Source organism: Chryseobacterium rhizosphaerae, assembly GCF_003385455.1.
Lineage (GTDB): Bacteria > Bacteroidota > Bacteroidia > Flavobacteriales > Weeksellaceae > Chryseobacterium > Chryseobacterium rhizosphaerae.
Genome location: NZ_QNUF01000004.1, coordinates 55,991 through 74,028, shown reverse-complemented (window position 1 = coordinate 74,028; position 18,038 = coordinate 55,991). Strand labels below are relative to the sequence as shown.

General features: G+C 35.9%; 8 protein-coding genes. All 8 read left to right on the top strand.

Going from position 1 to position 18,038, the window contains the following annotated elements; all coding sequences use genetic code 11:
* The first annotated feature begins 2 nt into the window (after positions 1-2).
* The 8 genes from DRF57_RS04660 (at position 3) to purM (ending at position 17,979) form a co-directional block, all read left to right on the top strand.
* A complete protein-coding gene (locus tag DRF57_RS04660) occupies positions 3-10,337 on the top strand; it encodes an RHS repeat-associated core domain-containing protein (protein WP_115917149.1) in 10,335 nt (3,444 codons plus the stop codon).
* Position 10,338: 1 nt separating this feature from the next.
* A complete protein-coding gene (locus DRF57_RS04655) occupies positions 10,339-10,884 on the top strand; it encodes a hypothetical protein (protein ID WP_115917147.1) in 546 nt (181 codons plus the stop codon).
* 163 nt (positions 10,885-11,047) lie between these two features.
* The gene (locus DRF57_RS04650; RefSeq protein WP_115917145.1) at positions 11,048-12,907 is read left to right on the top strand and encodes a glycoside hydrolase family 13 protein; all 1,860 of its coding nucleotides are present in this window, start codon (positions 11,048-11,050) and stop codon (positions 12,905-12,907) included.
* A 7-nt stretch (positions 12,908-12,914) separates the two neighbouring features.
* Positions 12,915-13,436, top strand: a complete 522-nt coding sequence (locus DRF57_RS04645) for a nuclear transport factor 2 family protein (RefSeq protein ID WP_115917143.1) — start codon at positions 12,915-12,917, stop codon at positions 13,434-13,436.
* A 13-nt stretch (positions 13,437-13,449) separates the two neighbouring features.
* Positions 13,450-14,829: an MFS transporter gene (locus tag DRF57_RS04640; RefSeq protein ID WP_174772351.1), complete on the top strand. Its 1,380-nt coding sequence runs from the start codon at positions 13,450-13,452 to the stop codon at positions 14,827-14,829.
* A gap of 468 nt (positions 14,830-15,297) precedes the next feature.
* Positions 15,298-16,026, top strand: a complete 729-nt coding sequence (locus DRF57_RS04635) for a pirin family protein (RefSeq protein ID WP_047485334.1) — start codon at positions 15,298-15,300, stop codon at positions 16,024-16,026.
* 101 nt (positions 16,027-16,127) lie between these two features.
* Positions 16,128-16,679: an NADPH-dependent FMN reductase gene (locus tag DRF57_RS04630; protein WP_047485332.1), complete on the top strand. Its 552-nt coding sequence runs from the start codon at positions 16,128-16,130 to the stop codon at positions 16,677-16,679.
* A gap of 307 nt (positions 16,680-16,986) precedes the next feature.
* Positions 16,987-17,979, top strand: coding sequence for a phosphoribosylformylglycinamidine cyclo-ligase (gene purM / locus DRF57_RS04625; protein WP_047485331.1), 993 nt, complete (start codon positions 16,987-16,989; stop codon positions 17,977-17,979).
* The last annotated feature ends 59 nt before the right edge of the window (positions 17,980-18,038 follow it).

The window sequence follows — 18,038 nt, the reverse complement described above, 5'->3', positions numbered from 1 at the left end:
ATATGAAAACTAAATTACCCATTAGGTTGAGAAGAAAGTATCTTCTCATCTTAGTATTCTTTGCTTCAGTATTTACTTTTGCAAGTTTTACGAAAGAGGACAGACAGAAAGTGAGGGCTTTCAAACTTCAGCTTATGAAGAAATATGTCTATCATCAAAATGATAGCACTACAGCATCCTCCTTATCCGATCATATTAATCATTCCACTCCTCTGCTGAACAAAATATCAGCAGCTCCTTCTCCTGCAGAAGGCTTGAGTGTTCAGAATAAAGGATTCCATGAAATAGTATCCGCACGTATTGAAAAACCGGCGAATGTATTTGAATCGATAGAAAAACAAGGTATTATCGGTGAATTCTCTGATGATGAATCAGATGATGCAACAGATAATTTCTTCACCATAAACCTTCCGGAAGTTAAAAACCAAAATGTTGCAGCGTATCTGGAGTACGAGCTGTTTGGGCTTGACTCTTACCAATCTGTCTCCAGATCCATCAACAGGAATGTTGCGTTCGGTGGGGATATTATTGTTCCGGGCAATAAATGGAGTGAACAAAAAGAAGAGATCAGCCTAAATTCATTACATCAGGGGAAAAATACGATTCTCTTTACCTCTTCATTGAACGGAATAAAATATCGGGTAAAGAATGTAAAAATAGTACTTGAAAAAAATCTGAATCCACAAAACGGGATTTCTACACTTCTTTCCGAAGACCATTTATATGTAAAAGGTTCGGATAGCCATTGGGGATCCCAGACTGTAAACATCAATGGCCAGATGGTGGAATCTTCCAGAGGAGAATTTGAAACACTTGTTAAACTTTCAGATGAAGATAAGAAAAGAGGATTTGTATCTGTTTCTTCTTCTGTTGGAACAAAACAATATCCGCTTGCTCAAAGTGTGCCTTCATTTAAAATTGTAAATGAAGTCAGGTTTACACCTTTCATTGTCACTGTATCAAAAGATTCGGAATACAATGAAAAGTATGAGAATGCTACGGTAAGCATTGAAAAGAATTCAGTAGCAGAATCCGGGCAGGTTGAAATACTGAAATTGAGAAAAAAGGATTACCCTTCTGTGTATGGAGAGATTAAAAATCTTTCTGTAAATGCTGCTGCATATCGTGTAAGTACCAGATCAGGGAATTTTACTAAAAAAGTGAAATTATCATTTCCTTATGATGAGAAAAAGCTTGGCGTAAGATCAGCTAAAGAAATTAAAGTATTTTATTTTGATTATAATTCAAGAAAATGGATTGCAGATCCCACCTCTGTAGTGAATGCGGAAACCAAAATGGTAACTGTAGAAACTAAAGGAGATGGTGATTATATCAATGGAATTATTTCTGTACCGGAATCTCCGCAGTTAGGAGCTTCTAATCCTACAGCAATAAGTGGCCTGAAAGCTGGTGATGCAGCAGCAGCAAGAAATTTTATTTCGCCTCCAAATGCCAATCAAAAAGGGGGATCAAATGTGTCATATCCTATTGTAATTCCATCAGGAAGGAAAGGAATGCAGCCCAGTGTCTCTGTTTCCTACGATAGTAATAAATCTAATGGCTGGATGGGAGAAGGATGGGATGTTAGTGGTGTTCAGGCTATAGCTATTGATACCCGATGGGGGGCTCCGAGTTTTGATGGAGCAACAGAAACCGAGCTGTATTCATTAAACGGTGAGACTTTGGTATATGATGGTAATTATTTGCCTCACAGACATAATAATATCAGTGAAACCAGTAATATATTTACAACCAGAAAGCAAAAACGAGATACACTTTTAGTAGATAATAAAAAAACATTTTTCCTTAGAAGAAATCATGATTTTTCAAAAATTGAAAGATATGGAACGACTCCTAAGGATTACCGATGGGTAGTTACCAATACAAAGGGAGGTAAAGCCTACTATGGAGGTAATGAATCTGGTGTCATTGAAAATACGGTCATTAAAGATGATAATGGAAATATTGTTCATTGGGGAGTTTGGAAAGAGCAGGATGCTCTCAAAAATTATATTGAATATGAATATGAAAATATAAAGATACAAGGACTTACTGCTGAAAATGAAAACCTAAACGGAGGACGCTATTTTCATATCAGTAAGATTACCTATACAAAAATGGATGGTCAGAATCTGAAATACTATACCGTTGAATTTGAAAAAGAAAGCAGAATTACCAGGCAGGATATTAGTATCACGGGCAAAAGAGGAGTGAAAGAAGTAGAACCTTATAAGCTCTCTAAAATATATGTAAAATATGATGGGGAACTGATAAGAACATATACATTCTCTTATAAGGAAGGACAATTTTTTAAAACATTATTGAGAAGTGTAGTACACAAGGATACATCTAACGATGTTGCATATAATAGCTTGCTAACTGAACAATTTGACTTTGAATATTTTGATGATATCAAAAGTACACCCAATAGCAGTCCTGTCAATTTTGGAGGTTCTGTAGATATTAATGCCGGAGGTGGGGGAGATGCATTTCCTATTTTGCCAGGCTTTTTGAAACCTTCTAAAATTTCAGCTAACAATACATTTGAATGGGGTGTTAACGGAAGAGTACCAGGGGTTGGTTTAGACTTTCTTCTGCCTGGCCCTACCAGAGCGTATGGCCATGTAATGGCATCTTTTAACTTAGGTCACTCAGAAGCTGAAGCTAAGAAAGCCCAGGAACTTATGGATTTTGATGGCGATGGTATTCCGGATTTGATCTATAGAAAGCCAAGCAGTGGATTATTTCTTCGGCCGGGAACCCTTGCCAGTGGAAATATCAGTTTTGGAGCGGAAAAACCAATTTGGCATCTGAATAGTAATTTCTCCCTTACCAAAACTAAAACCCAGAATATAGGCTATGATGCCGGTATCAATGTATTTGGAATTGGGTTCAACTTCTCACAGATGTGGGCCACCAGTAAAAGTGAAACCTCAGCTTTTATCCTGGATGCTAACTCTGATGGCGTGATGGATGTGGCTAAAGATGGTCAGGTATTATTCGGAAGAATTAATCCAACAGACGGAAAGGTCGAAATGACACAATATAGCGACAATACAGAAAATATGGTGATTGTTGCAGATACGATGATCCAGCATAATTCTCCTTTGGAAGGAACCTGGCAGGATATCTCTAAAAATGATGTTGTTAAAGTCTGGGTAGCTTCAAGAGACGGGTACATTAGGTTCGAAGATAATGTGCAGGTTGAAAATGTACCTAATGCGAAAGCACAGTATTCGGTGGAAATTAAAAATCCGACTACTCCTGAGAAAAATGGGAGAATTTATTTAAAAGAATTTACAGCAGGAATGCCGTCAGAATTTATATCAATTACCGGCTATAATGCTTATTATTCTCAAATACAAGCTCTGCCACCTGCAAGTACTGATCATTTAGGAATTAATGATGCTTCAAAATTATATGTGAAATCGGGAGACAAAGTATTCATAAGGCTGCATAAAAATGACAATTACAGCTTTAAAGTGATGTCTAATCCTACGATAAGCTATGTGGGAATTCCTAAACCTATTTCTATAGGACTTTCTCAGGACGGGTTCAGGGCTAATAATGGTGCATACAGTTATAATTTCCTTTTAAATAATCATACCAAACCTATTTCTATAGATACGCCGGGAAACATTAGCATTACAGTTCCAAAAATTACGTTTCCAAATTCTCAGGATGATATTACCTTTAAAATTATTAAAACTACGGCAAGCTCCACTACAGGAGAGGTAATATACTCTAAGACCTATGCTAAAAGTAATATTCCATTTGATACCGTTCCATTATACCCGGGGGTAGCAAATGTAACAAGTTTGTCCTTTAGTACAAATGATGTTCCGGCTACGATCAATTTTGTTGTGGAATCGGATTCTCACACTACTTTTAGAGATGTTAACTGGAATAGAATCAATGTGGATTACTCTCCTACATCAGGAAACCCACAAAATTATACTGCTGTAGCAGGGTATCCTTCTGATGTTATTACAGAATTTAATCCTGTGATAGACATGCAGTATCTTAATCTCCCAAGTGGTGTGAATACCTATAAGATTGGGATTAATAAAAATATTCCTTCTAATCCAGGTCTTCCTACTGGTAGCTTTTACTATATTGTTAAAAGCAATGGAGCTATTGCCACTAAAAGAAGAATAATGTCTCCTATGAATAGCTCTGGAAGTATTGTTGAACTAGATATGGTCAATAATAATCAGATAATTTCTGGTAACTCTCCTGCTGAATTTTATACAGGTGATATTTTTAGTGCACCAATAGGTGGAGTTACTTTAAATATTCAGGTATACTGTAAAACTAAGGCAGATTATGATTTTTATAAAGCTTACAGTGCTTTATTTCAAAATAATCCATTTAATATTTATTATGGAACTAATACATTCATAGCTGCTGTTAACCATACCTCTATAAATTCTTCAGCATTAGAAAATATAGGTCAGTTTTATCATAACTGGAGCCAGTTCCTTTATAATGAATACGCTGATGTGGTACCTACAGGAAACACTGACGGTTTTATGTTGAATCCGGCAACTCCTTCAGATAATTATGGTCGTTTGATCAATCTTGCATCCATGCAGGAGGTGAATATACCGGTAAACCTTAACTTCCCGATGTGTAATAACCTTGCTACACAGGATGAAACAGCGCAGTGTATTGCCCAGCAGATCAGCAATACAGGGTTCTACCAAAACCCGGCTAATTTTGGGCCTAAACCGGTAACGGTACTAAACCCAACTGTATATAAGCAGGTAACAGGTCCAAGAGACAATGAAGTTACTACCTATACTGAAAAATGGATCGGGGTAGGTCCTGAACAATACGCAATGGCAGATTCATTTAAGGATAATGAAACAGCCAGTGGTTTCTTTAATCCACAGACTGCAAATCCTGACTTACCGGATAATTTGCTTCTTCAGGGTAATGTAGATACCAAAATGTTCTCTATTAATAAAAAATATTACAGTAAATCGAGAACGAATACATTAAGCGGAAGCTTATTTAATTTCGGAATTCAAAATGCAAGCTCCGTTTTAGTAGGAGATGGGAATATAGCACTACAGGACTTTATGGATATGAATGGTGATGGTTATCCGGATGTGGTGTACAAAGATGCTATGCAGATCACTAATTCTACCGGAGGACATGGAGGATTGCGTAATTCTTTTGTAAATGCTTATATATCGAACACAGACAGTTATTCCAAATCATTGTCTCCACAATATTCAGCGGCTAAATTTATCCAGACAGGGGCTTCATCCAGAAATGGAGAAGTAAGAAGTAATACCAATCAGTATTCTTATAGCCCTAATGTAGCAATGAATAGCGGAATCGAGACTTCCGCATCATGGTCTGCACAGGCTTCTGTAAATTACGATTCTAAAGATTCTGGAGAATCTTATTGGATGGATGTGAATGGAGATGGATTAGCGGATAGAGTAACTGGTGGTGGTTCTGGCAATATGAAATACTACCTTAATTTAGGATATGGACTGGATAATGGTTACAGCTATAAAAACGCAGAAACCTTTGCATCGGGTCCTGTGGGATCACTTGGATTTAATCTGGGTTTTGATTTCGGGGGTATGAGTGGTTTGGCAGTAAGTGTGAGTGCGGCTGCATCAGCAGCATTGGGTTCATCTAAAACCACTTTTGAAGATATTAACGCTGACGGATTGGCAGATATTTTAATTGTTGGAAGCTCTAATACATATGTGAAATACAATCTTGGAAACAGATTTTCCGATGCTGTTGAACTGTTTAGAAATGGTGGTGGATTAGACTATAACAACGAATCTAAAACCTATAGAGGGGGAGTTTCTGTAGGAGCAGGCTATTACTATACATTCCCAATTGTATGGTGGCCATTCCCTCCAATCCCACTGATCTATCTGAAAATAGGAGGTCAGGTAACTGGGAATATGGGACTTTCCATTGCTGAAGTAGATAAATCCTTTAAAGATATGAATGGTGATGGTTTTCCTGATCTGGTTGTTTCTAAAGACAATGGATTTGTAGTAAATTATTCAACAATTGGAAGAACCAATAAACTGAAAACCGTTACCAATTTTAAAGATAAAGCACCTTTCAGTGTTTTTGGCTTAGATTATGAGTTTGTGAAACCAACCTATAATGACTCTCATGGAAGGCTGGTAATGAAAGAAGTCCGAATTGTAAATCCGGACATCTTCTCTCCAACCTATTTATCTCCAACGAATAATAAGGATATTGTAAGTACATTTAAATATGAGGATGGAAGATATGACAGACGTGAGAGAGAATTTTTTGGTTTTGGGAAAGTAACTACTTATGATATGTGGTACAGCAATAATGTATATAGATCAAAAATAAATTTCTATCATAATAAGAGCTATTTCTTAAGTGGTAAATTAAAAAAAACTGAAACATACACAGGAATCAATGATCTTAATTCTTCAACTGAATATGAGTATACCGTTTATAAATTCAAAGATAACAATACAAAGATTGATTTGGATAACCCTGTTGGAGAAGCCTATGATACCGGAGGGAAAGAAGGTAGAAAAATGGCAATTGCATTATTGGGAATTACCAGAAAGAAAAATTTTGAAAATGGAGGTAACATAACAGTTTCAGAAGGGCTCTCGTATAATGATAAAGGATTGGTGAAACAATTAATGCATTTTAGTAATGCTGCCACTTATAATACTGTGATTGATTATCATAATTATCCGTCTCCTAACAATATTATAAGCATACCTAAATCTATAAAGGTTTATGAAGCACTATCTACTTCAAATCCAATCCGTGAAAGGTTTACAAAAATAGATCCTGATACAGGTTTAGTCCTCAGAGTTTCCGCAAAACTTAATGCTTCTGAAACTTCAGATGCTGATTTCAGTTATGATTTATTTGGAAATGTAAGTACAGTTACCTATCCGGAAAATGAAAATGGGGACAGGTATACATTAAATTATGAATATGATACAGATACTTATAAATATGTAGTAAATACAAAGGATATTTTCGGATATACGTCATCGTCAGAATATGATCCAAAATTTGATGTTACAAAACAAACTACAGATATTTCCGGAAATACTACTGAATATCAATATGATGCTAAAGGACGTATAACTCAAATTTTAGCACCTAAAGAAAGAGATGCAGGGGCGCCTTATACCGTTAAATATTCTTATAATACATATGGAACACCCAATCCAAATTTGGGATATGTTAGTAATTATTATTGGTGTTTAACACAATATTATAATCCACAGGATCCGTCTAATCCAATAGAAACCATGACGTTTTCAGATGGCTGGGGGAAAGTGGTGCAAACTAAAAAAGATATATTACTGAATGGGGAGGAGAAAATGTCAGTATCAGGAAGAACTGTTTATGACGTGATTGGAAGAGCTATTTCACAGCATCATCCGATCTTTGAAGATAAGTATCCTCCTAATGATCCGAATCATACAAATGTGTTGCTTAATATGAGTGCTCCTTCTCCTTATTATTCGTCTGTACAGCGTGATACTAAAGATAGGGTTGCAGTGACTGTAGATGAACTATTCCATACCGAAAACACGATGTATTCTATTGAGAATAATATGGTAAAGAGTACATTAGTGCTTTTCCAGAATAGCAATACTCAGCTTAAATCGGAGACCTTTACAAATTCAGAAGGAAAGACGGCTCAGGTCAATAATTACTTGAATGGACAGGCACTGACTACGAAATTCAGATACAATACGATTGGAGAATTGATGTCCACTGAAGACCCAATGGGTATTAAGACATTGTACTCTTATGACAAAGGAGGTAGAAGAACCCAGGTGGAACATCCGGATCATGGTGTAAACAGATATGAATATGACTCTGCCGGACATATGATAAAATTGTTTACGTCCAACATGGAAAATACAAGTCCTACTCAAAAATATATTCATTACATTTATGATATTAACAGACTTTCTGATATACAATATCCTGATCTACCTGGAGGAAGTAACCCTTCAAATGTTCACTATGAATATGGTGCTCCCGGTTCAGGAAATAATTCAGGAAAGATTATTTATCAGTCAGATAATTCCGGGGCAACCAAGTATGAATATGGAAATATGGGTGAAGTGGTAATGGAAAATAAAACAATTTCAGGATATGGTATTCCCAATATGGAGTTCAGAACTTTATTTGAATATGACAGTTGGAATAGAATTCAGAACCTTACCTATGCTGATGGAGAGCTGGTACAATATGAATATGATTTGGGTGGTAATCTTAAAAGAATATACAACAAGGAGGGGTATGAATATGTTAAAAAGATTACCTATGATCATTATGAGCAGAGAACTTCTACTGAGTTAGGAAATGGTACAAAATCAGAGTTTGAATATACTGCAGCTGATAGAAAGCTGAATACCCATCGTCTTAAAGATTATTATGGAACGGATCTCCTCAGAAATAATTATAAATATGACTATGTAGGGAATATTATAGAACTGAAAAATAGTGCCGGAATATATAATGAAATGGGTGGAAATTATGTTTTCAATTATAAATATGATCATTTAAACAGACTCGCTTCTTCTGACGGAAGCTTTACCGGAGATCCACAGACTCATTTTGGAACAACCAATTCAGATTTTGAAATGACGATGGGATACAATAATGCCGGTGGAATTGAACAGAAGTATCAGAAACATAATCAGGATGGTAATGTAAATGATTTGAATTCATATGATAACAGATATTATTACGTTTCAGGTACCCATAAAGTAGAGCATATTGAAAATGCAAGTACCGGACAGTATGAAAAATTTGAATATGATTATAATGGAAATATGGTCGGATATGATAAATATGGAGAGATAGATCGATTATTTTGGGATGAGCAGGATCGTTTGAAAGCTGTTAACAAAGATAGCCAGGGAACCTTTCAGTATTATGTATACAACGGAGATGGGGAAAGAATTATTAAATGTAATCTTGAACAGGGAGCTCAGCTGTATCAAAATGGACAAGTAATAGATCCCGGAACAATACAGGTAAACAGCTTTAAAGTATATCCCAATGCTTATCATGTTGAAAACTCTGATAAGATGTTGACAAAACATTATTATGCCGGAACCGAAAGAGTGGCAAGCAGAATTATGGACTTTGATTTCCCAACGATGAGACAAACCAATGTTTCTGACTCTGGAAATAAATCAAAAGATAATGGGGCTGATTTGAAGCTATACCTTAAAAAGGCAGGAATAGATTTTAGCCAAGTGAAAGTTGAATTAGCTAAAGGTCCGCAATTGCAAGCAGGAGTATATTACTTGCATGGGGACCATTTAGGAACGGCAACCTTTGTGACCAATCAGAATATGAAACCAACACAATTTTTCTTAAATTTACCATTTGGTGAAACTATGGCCGAGCAAATGACCGGGGTTTATAATAATCCTTATAAATTCAACGCTAAAGAGCTAGATGAAGAAACAGGATTGTATTATTATGGAGCAAGATATTATAACCCTAGATTGAGTATTTGGTATGGGGTGGATCCTCTTGCGGAAAAATTTCCAAGTTGGTCACCATATACATATACTTTTGATAATCCTATTACTTTAATTGATCCAGATGGAAGAGCACCAATGCCACCAGATATCATAACAAAAGTTTTATCTGTGAATAATAAAACATATTCGTCAGGAACACAGTATTATTCTAGAAATGTATCCATGACAATGACCGTTTTGATATATAATCCTGAACATTTAGATTTGTCAAAATCTGGCTTCAAATCTCAAGGTGTTATAGATTGGAAAGAGTTTAGAGGTCAGGCAAATAGATCATTGGCAAATGGTAAAATAGAGCAAAATGATAATATTGAAAATTTGGCAATCGTATATAAGGTAGTTACAGATATTAAAGATATTAAGGGAACAGCAAATGTTATGACAATTACTTCAAAAGATGTTTATAGTAGTTTTGATGGCACAGACGCCAATGGTTTAACAGACGGAATCGGAGGACAAGTTGGAATTGTACAATATCAAGGCGGAAATTTCTGGCATACAATATTCCATGAATTTGGGCATATGTTAGGATTAGATGAAGGATATGCGAAACCAGGAGTTCCATATCCAAATGAAAATTCAAATACAATTATGGATAATAATAATTTATATAAAGTAACTACCAAACAAAAAGCAGAAGCAGCATTTGCTCCTTTGACTGCTAAAAAAGGAGATGTTTTTAAGGCTTCATCCAAAGGAAATAATCCGAATTTTACAAGATCGTCCGATTTGCAAAGAGCTGTTCAAGAATTTAATAAAAAAAATACCCGATAATATGTACCGATATTTTTTATTTGTTATTTTAATCATTTTAACAAACTCTTGCGAAAACAAAAAGGATCAATATTCATTTAAAAACAAGGATATTAGAAATGTTAGCTTTAGTTTACCTTCAAATTTTTTATTAAAGAAAGCAAATGCTGAAGACTCTGAAGTTTACGACATTTTTCATAATAATAAAATTATAGGTTCTTGCTATTATGGACGTTATTATAAACCTTTTGTAGAAGAATATTCAGTTACTGAAGAAAAAGAAATTTATCAGAAGGTAAAATCAAAAGAAGCTAAAATCTATTATTCAAAATATTTAGAACAAGATTATAAAAATGGAATTTATAATGATAATTATTATTATTATGATACGATCAATAAAAATATAGCCCAGGTTATGCTTCCTAAAAAAGAGAGCAAAGGATTAGTAGGGATATATTTTGATAGTGTTGATATTCATAAGAATAAGTTTGCTATAATTAGCAGTGATTTAAGTGAAGAAAATAAAAAAAGATTTTTAGATATTTTCAAAACAATTAAAATAAAATAGAAACAATAGAGCTGCCAACCTGGTGGCTCTATTGTTTTACTCAATCTAATAATGCTTTCTAATTTATATAAAATAGAAGATTAACAAATACATTGTTACTTTATAAGTAATTTCAATCTTAATAACCTCTATTTAAATTTTTAATGCTAAATTGTCCATTACTATGAAGACAATTTATGCAGCATTAGCCCTTTCCGTAGCTTCTGCCGCTTTTTCTCAAAGAACATTGGAAAAAGTAGAGCCGGCATTTTGGTGGAAGGGAATGAAAAACCCCGAACTACAGCTTTTAGTGTACGGGAAAGATATCGCGAATCATGAAATCACTCTTTCAGATGGTATACAGATTAAGGGTGTTCAGAAAGTTGAAAATCCAAACTATGTTTTTATTACTGTCAATACCGGTGAAATAAATGTTCCTAAGTTTTCCATCAATATCAAAAAAGGGAAGAAGAATCTAGCCTCTTATATGTACGAACTGAAACAGAAAGAACCTAATTCTGCAAACCGGGAATCTTTTACCTCAAAAGATGTCATGTACCTGATTATGCCGGATCGTTTTGCTAACGGTGACGAAAAGAATGATTCCAAACCGGAACTGACAGAGAAAGTAGACCGCAGTTTACCCAATGGCAGACATGGCGGAGATCTTCGGGGAATCATTAATAACCTGGACTATATTCAGAACCTTGGTGCCACAGCAGTCTGGTTAACTCCGGTGAATGAAGACAATGAAAAAGCCTATTCCTATCATGGATACGCCCAAACTGATCTCTATACAATAGACGCCCGATACGGAACCAACGAAGAATACAAAAGTTTATCCCACGAACTGAATAAAAGGAATATGAAGCTGGTGATGGATTATGTGACCAACCACTGGGGAACTTCACACTGGATGATCAAAGATCTTCCAGCAAAAGATTGGATTCATTGGTTTAAGGACGGAGATGAAGGCTTCAAACGTTCCAATTATAAAACCACCACACAGTTGGATACCAATGCTTCAGATATTGATAAAAAATATGCGCTGGATGGCTGGTTTGATAAAACAATGCCTGATATCAATCAAAACAATCCTTTAGTTTTAAAATACCTGACACAAAATGCGATCTGGTGGATAGAATATGCAGGATTAGGAGGCTTTCGTGTAGATACCTATCCTTATAACGATAAAGAAGCGATGGCAAAATGGGTCAAAGCGATTACCGACGAATACCCCAAATTTAATATTGTAGGCGAAACCTGGCTATATACAGCAGGGCAAATTTCAGCCTGGCAGAAAAATTCCAAAACAGGGGAAGCAGCAGGCTATAATTCCAATTTACCGTCAGTAATGGATTTTATGCTGTTTACAGATATGCCAAAGGCTTTTAAAGAAAAAGAAAGCTGGAATACGGGAATGATAAAAATTTACGATTCCTTTACCAGCGATTTCCTGTATCCGGATATTAATAATGTGCTGGTATTCTTTGAAAATCATGATACCGAAAGATGGAACGAAATCTTCAATGCAGATCCCAAAGCTTATAAAATGGGCCTTGCCATGATTTCCACAGTCCGCGGAATCCCCCAGATTTATTACGGATCTGAAATAGGAATGCGTGGAGATAAAAACAAAGGAGGAGATGCAGATATCCGCAGAGATTTTCCCGGCGGATGGAAATCAGATAAACAGAATGCATTCAATCCGTCTGAACAAACCGCTGAACAAAAAGAATTCTTTCAGTTCACCAGCAAATTACTGAACTGGAGAAAAGGTAAAGAGGTGATCCATAACGGTAAAACTAAAAATTACGTTCCTCAGGATGGTATTTTTACTTATTTCAGATATAACGAAAAAGAAAGCGTAATGGTGATTGTGAATAATAATGAAAAAGATCAGACGTTAGACTTAAAACGTTTTGAAGAATCACTCAAAGGATTTTCAAAAGGAAAAGATGTTATTTCAGGAAAAGAACTGACAATACAAAACAGCGTAATGGTACCTGCAAAAACCCCATTGATCATCGAACTTGAAAAATAATTACTTTATGAAAAAATTAATAACAATACATACACTGATCCTGTTCTTATTAGGATTCTCTGTACTTTCCGCACAATCAAAAAATGGATTTGAGAAAGAAAAGTCGGAAATCAGTACCATGCTTGATGCCTTTAATGTAGCAGCCGCAAAAGCAGACTATAATACCTATTTTAATTTCTTTGCGGATGAATCTACCTTTATTGGAACAGATGCTACTGAAGTTTGGAATAAAAAAGAATTCATGGTTTGGGCAAAACCTCACTTTGACAAAAAGAGAACCTGGAATTTTACCTCTCTTAAAAGAAATATTTATTTCAGTAAAGATGGAAAGCTGGCCTGGTTTGATGAGTTATTGGATACTCAAATGAAAATATGCAGGGGTTCAGGAGTGGTAGAAAAAATCAACGGAAGCTGGAAGGTAAAGCAATATGTCCTTTCTGTGACGGTTCCTAATGATGTGGTAGATAAAGTAGTTGCTGAAAAAATAGCCCTTGAAGATGTGCTGATCCAACAGTTGAAAACTAAATAATATCATAAAAATAATGGCTAAAAAAATAAAACCGGAGCTGTCAATTAGCCGGATTATCAACATGAGTATGGGATTCCTGGGAATCCAGATGGCTTTCGGACTGCAGAATGGAAATGCAAGCCGTATCCTTGCCAATTTGGGAGCTGATGTTCATGAATTGTCGTGGTTCTGGCTCGTAGCCCCCATTACCGGACTGATTGTTCAACCCATTATCGGGCATATGGGAGATAATACCTGGAGTCCTTTAGGAAGAAGAAAGCCTTATTTCCTTATTGGAGCCGTTTTGTGCGCAATAGGATTAGTATTACTTCCTAATGCTGCTTCCGTAACTCAGATGTTTGCCGCCAATGCACTTTTATTAGCTGTTATTTTTCTCGCTATGATGGATGCTTCCGTTAATATTGCCATGGAACCCTTCCGGGCACTAGTGGGAGATATGCTTCCGAAGCATCAGGGAACATTAGGGTTTTCCATACAGACGATTTTAATTGGTATTGGAGCGGTCCTTGGCTCATACCTGCCGGATTGGTTAACAAAACTAGGTGTTTCCAATGTCGCTCCAGAAGGCTTTGTGGCAGATAATGTGATTTATTCTTTTTATGTGGGGGCAGCGTTGCTCTTGGCAGCTATCCTATATACCATTATAAGTACCCGGGAATACTCTCCTAAGGAGTTTGCCGAATTCGAAGAAGATGAAAAAGAAAAAGAATATTCCAGGTTTTCAGATATCTTTAAAGATTTTGCAACGATCCCGACCCAGATGAAAAAACTGGGGATTGTTCAGTTTTTCTCCTGGTTTGCATTATTTACCATGTGGGTATTTACCACAAGTGCGCTGGCAACTCACCATTTTGGGCTTTCCCCGGAAGATACCCATTCTAAAGAATTTAATAATGCCGGAGATTTAACCGGTAAATTATTCGGAATGTATAACCTTTGGGCAGTTCCATTTGCCTTTTTACTAACACCTATTGCCAAATGGATTGGTAAAAAACAGACTCACGCATTAGCTTTACTTTGCGGGGGTATGGGACTGATCTCTATGTATTTCATTAAAGATGTAAACCATCTTTGGGTTTCCATGATAGGGTTGGGTTTTGCCTGGGCAAGTATTCTGGCAATGCCCTATGCAATGTTGATTGAGGTAATTCCACAAAAGAAAATGGGAGTTTATATGGGAATATTCAATTTTTTTATTGTAATCCCACAGATCATTAATGGTTTATTTGGTGGGCCTATTGTAAGCAATGTTTTTGGTAAACAGGCAATGGATTATGTCGTGGTAGGAGGTGTTTGTATGCTGATTGGAGCTGTGGTTACTATGATTTTTATTCAGTCAGATAACGAAACACCCAAAAAAATTGAAAAAGAAATTCAACAGGTACATTTTTAGCTAGGAGCTAGGCTTTGGAGATGGAAAAATGAAACCGCAGGTATAGCATCTATAATATAAAATAACAAAATTAATATTCAATAGGAGTGGGCTTTAGCCCACTCTTATATTTTTCAATATTTCCAAAGGCTTCAGCCCCAACCTATACCCTGCATTTTTTAGGGCGCCCTGAAAGAATCTAAATACGGATTATTTAATACTCTCTTCATCCATTAGCTTATCAATCACCCGATCATTCATAAAAAACACCTGTAAAATTTTATCGCAGATAAAATCTTTGCGCCCTAAAGCATTAGGCAGGAAAAAAAACTAGCGTCTTTGCGTGTAAACAATATATGAGATAGTAACTTCATAAGCTTATAGGAAATCTTAGCTTCCTCCTTTTCTCTCAACAATTTCCTTTCTTAACCTACATCAACAATTTCCTATTGTACATCCCGTACATTTGTACCATAAATAATCACAGAAATGAAAACAGTATATCATAAAGCAGATTCAAGAGGCCATGCCGATCATGGTTGGTTAAATTCATACCATACATTCAGTTTTGCAAACTATCAAAACAGAGAAAGAACAAACTTCGGTGTTTTGAGAGTATTGAATGATGATACCGTTTCTCAGGGAATGGGATTCGGAACACACCCTCACAGAGATATGGAAATTATATCCATTCCTTTAGAAGGAGATCTGGAACATAAAGATTCAATGGGAACTACAGCAGTGATCAAAAAAGGAGAAATCCAGGTGATGAGTGCCGGAACCGGTGTAATGCACAGTGAATACAATAAAAATAAAGATGAAGCGGTAAAATTTTTACAGATCTGGGTTTTTCCTAAAGAATTGGATGTTGAACCGAGATATGATCAGAAAAGCATAAAAGAAGGAGAAAAGATCAATGGTTTTCAACAGATTTTGTCACCAAATAAAAATGATGACGGAGTTTGGATCCATCAGGATGCATGGTTTAATCTGGCTAATTTTAAAAAAGGAAACGGTAAAAACTATATGCTCAACAAAAAAGGAAACGGAGTCTATGCTTTTGTTTTAAAAGGAAGTGCTAAAGTGGGCGACCGTATCCTCAATGAAAGAGACGGGTTGGGAATCTGGGATACCCAAAGCTTTAATATTGAAGCAGAGGAAGACACAGAAGTATTATTAATGGAAGTGCCCATGGAATTGCCTGCTTATCTTAAATAAAAAACTAAATTTGTATCCTTAAAAATTAAAAACAATATAGAATGATCATCAACAAAATTCTTGCAGATGGTGATTGTATACAAAAAAAATAAATACTACATATGAAAATTTTAGCAATAGCAGGAAGTAATTCTGAGGCTTCAATGAACAAGCAGTTGGTGGCTTATGCATCAACATTATTTGAAAATGCAGAAGTAGAGGTAGTGGATTTGAATCCTTTCGAAATGCCCATCTATAAGCATGAGAGAGAATTAGCAGGAGGTGTTCCTCAGCAAGCCCATGATTTTGCAGCCAAAATTGATGGAGCAAACTTATTACTGGTTTCTTTAGGAGAACATAACGGAACCTATTCTACAGCATTTAAAAATGTGTTCGATTGGGTATCAAGAATCAAGGACAGAACCGTATGGAATGAAGTACCAATGTTATTGATGTCTACATCCCCTGGAGGTAGAGGAGGAGCCGGAGTTTTGGAAGCAGCATCAAAGCGTTTCCCTTTCCACGGTGGAAATGTAGTAGAAACATTCTCACTTCCTTTCTTTAATGATAATTTTGATAAAGCAGGTCAGAAGATTTCTAACGAAGAGAAAGACAGTGAATTAAAAGAAAAAATTAAGAAGATTGCAGCCATTGAATCGATCCTTGAAAAATAGAATTTGAATATTCATTTAAAATTACTATTTTTGCAAAAAGAAAAGAGATGAAAATTCAGACCTCCTATAAACAATGTTTTTCTGAGAAAGGGAAAACTGTGGGCTCTGAAATTCTGAGATAAAATAACGGCCGATAATCTGAAAAGATTGTCGGCTTTTTTGTTTTCTAAATTGAATATAAAAAGTAATTATTAAAATAAAATGTACCAATATACTCATGTACCAATTTACCAATTCTCCGGTTTCCAAAGTGAAGCTATTGTTATATTGCTAAACTGATATATTGTACATTATTAAATTATTAAACATGAGCAACACTTACAAATCAGCAGGAGTAGACAAAGAAGAAGGGTACAAAACGGTTGACAAGATCAAAAAAGCGGTCGGTGAAACCCATAATTCTAATGTACTGAATCAGTTGGGAAGCTTTGGTGCTTTCTATGAAATCGGAGGATATAAAAACCCAGTCCTTGTTTCAGGAACAGATGGAGTAGGAACAAAACTGAAAGTAGCTTTGGATACCAAAAAATATGGTTCCATTGGTATCGACTGTTTTGCAATGTGTGCTAATGATATCCTTTGTCATGGTGCAAAACCACTATTCTTCCTGGATTATTTAGCTTGTGGAAAGCTGGATTCAGAAATCGCAGCAGAAATCGTGCTGGGAATGGTAGAAGCTTGTAAGGACAACAACTGTGCATTGATTGGTGGAGAAACTGCTGAAATGCCGGGAATGTACCAGCCGGGAGATTATGATGTTGCTGGATTCTGTGTAGGAATTGTAGAAAAAGACCAGATTATTGACGGTTCTAAAATTAAAGCAGGTAACAAGATCATTGCATTACCAAGCTCAGGATTCCACTCAAACGGATTCTCTTTAGTAAGAAAAGTATTCCCGAACTTTGAAGAAGAGTTTGAAGGAAAACCTTTATATGAAACACTTTTAGTTCCAACAAGATTATACTTCAAAGATATTCATAAAGTATTGGAAGAAGTGAAAGTAGGAGGAATTGCTCACATTACAGGTGGAGGACTTTACGAAAACGTTCCTAGAATTATTCCGGAAGGATTATGTGCTTCTATTGACGCTTCCAAGGTTAAAATTCCTAGCGTTATGCTTGAATTGGAGAAAAGAGGTGGAATTGCACGTGAAGAAATGTACGGAACTTTCAATATGGGAGTAGGGATGATTATCGTAGTTGATACTGAGCATGCTGAAAAAGTATTGCACCTTTTGGATGATGCTTACGAAATCGGAGAAATCACTGAAGGAGCAGAAAAAATCGATTTAAAATTTTAGAAGCTTAATCCCGCTTTTCGCTATATCTTTTTCGCCAATGCTTTTTTACAAAGCCATTT

Excerpts from the sequence above, each read along its gene's own strand:
- DRF57_RS04630 (WP_047485332.1), top strand. The coding sequence starts at position 16,128 with ATGAAAATTTTAGCAATAGCAGGAAGTAATTCTGAGGCTTCAATGAAC.
- DRF57_RS04640 (WP_174772351.1), top strand. The coding sequence starts at position 13,450 with ATGGCTAAAAAAATAAAACCGGAGCTGTCAATTAGCCGGATTATCAAC.
- DRF57_RS04645 (WP_115917143.1), top strand. The coding sequence starts at position 12,915 with ATGAAAAAATTAATAACAATACATACACTGATCCTGTTCTTATTAGGA.
- purM (WP_047485331.1), top strand. The coding sequence starts at position 16,987 with ATGAGCAACACTTACAAATCAGCAGGAGTAGACAAAGAAGAAGGGTAC.
- DRF57_RS04635 (WP_047485334.1), top strand. The coding sequence starts at position 15,298 with ATGAAAACAGTATATCATAAAGCAGATTCAAGAGGCCATGCCGATCAT.
- DRF57_RS04655 (WP_115917147.1), top strand. The coding sequence starts at position 10,339 with ATGTACCGATATTTTTTATTTGTTATTTTAATCATTTTAACAAACTCT.
- DRF57_RS04650 (WP_115917145.1), top strand. The coding sequence starts at position 11,048 with ATGAAGACAATTTATGCAGCATTAGCCCTTTCCGTAGCTTCTGCCGCT.
- DRF57_RS04660 (WP_115917149.1), top strand. The coding sequence starts at position 3 with ATGAAAACTAAATTACCCATTAGGTTGAGAAGAAAGTATCTTCTCATC.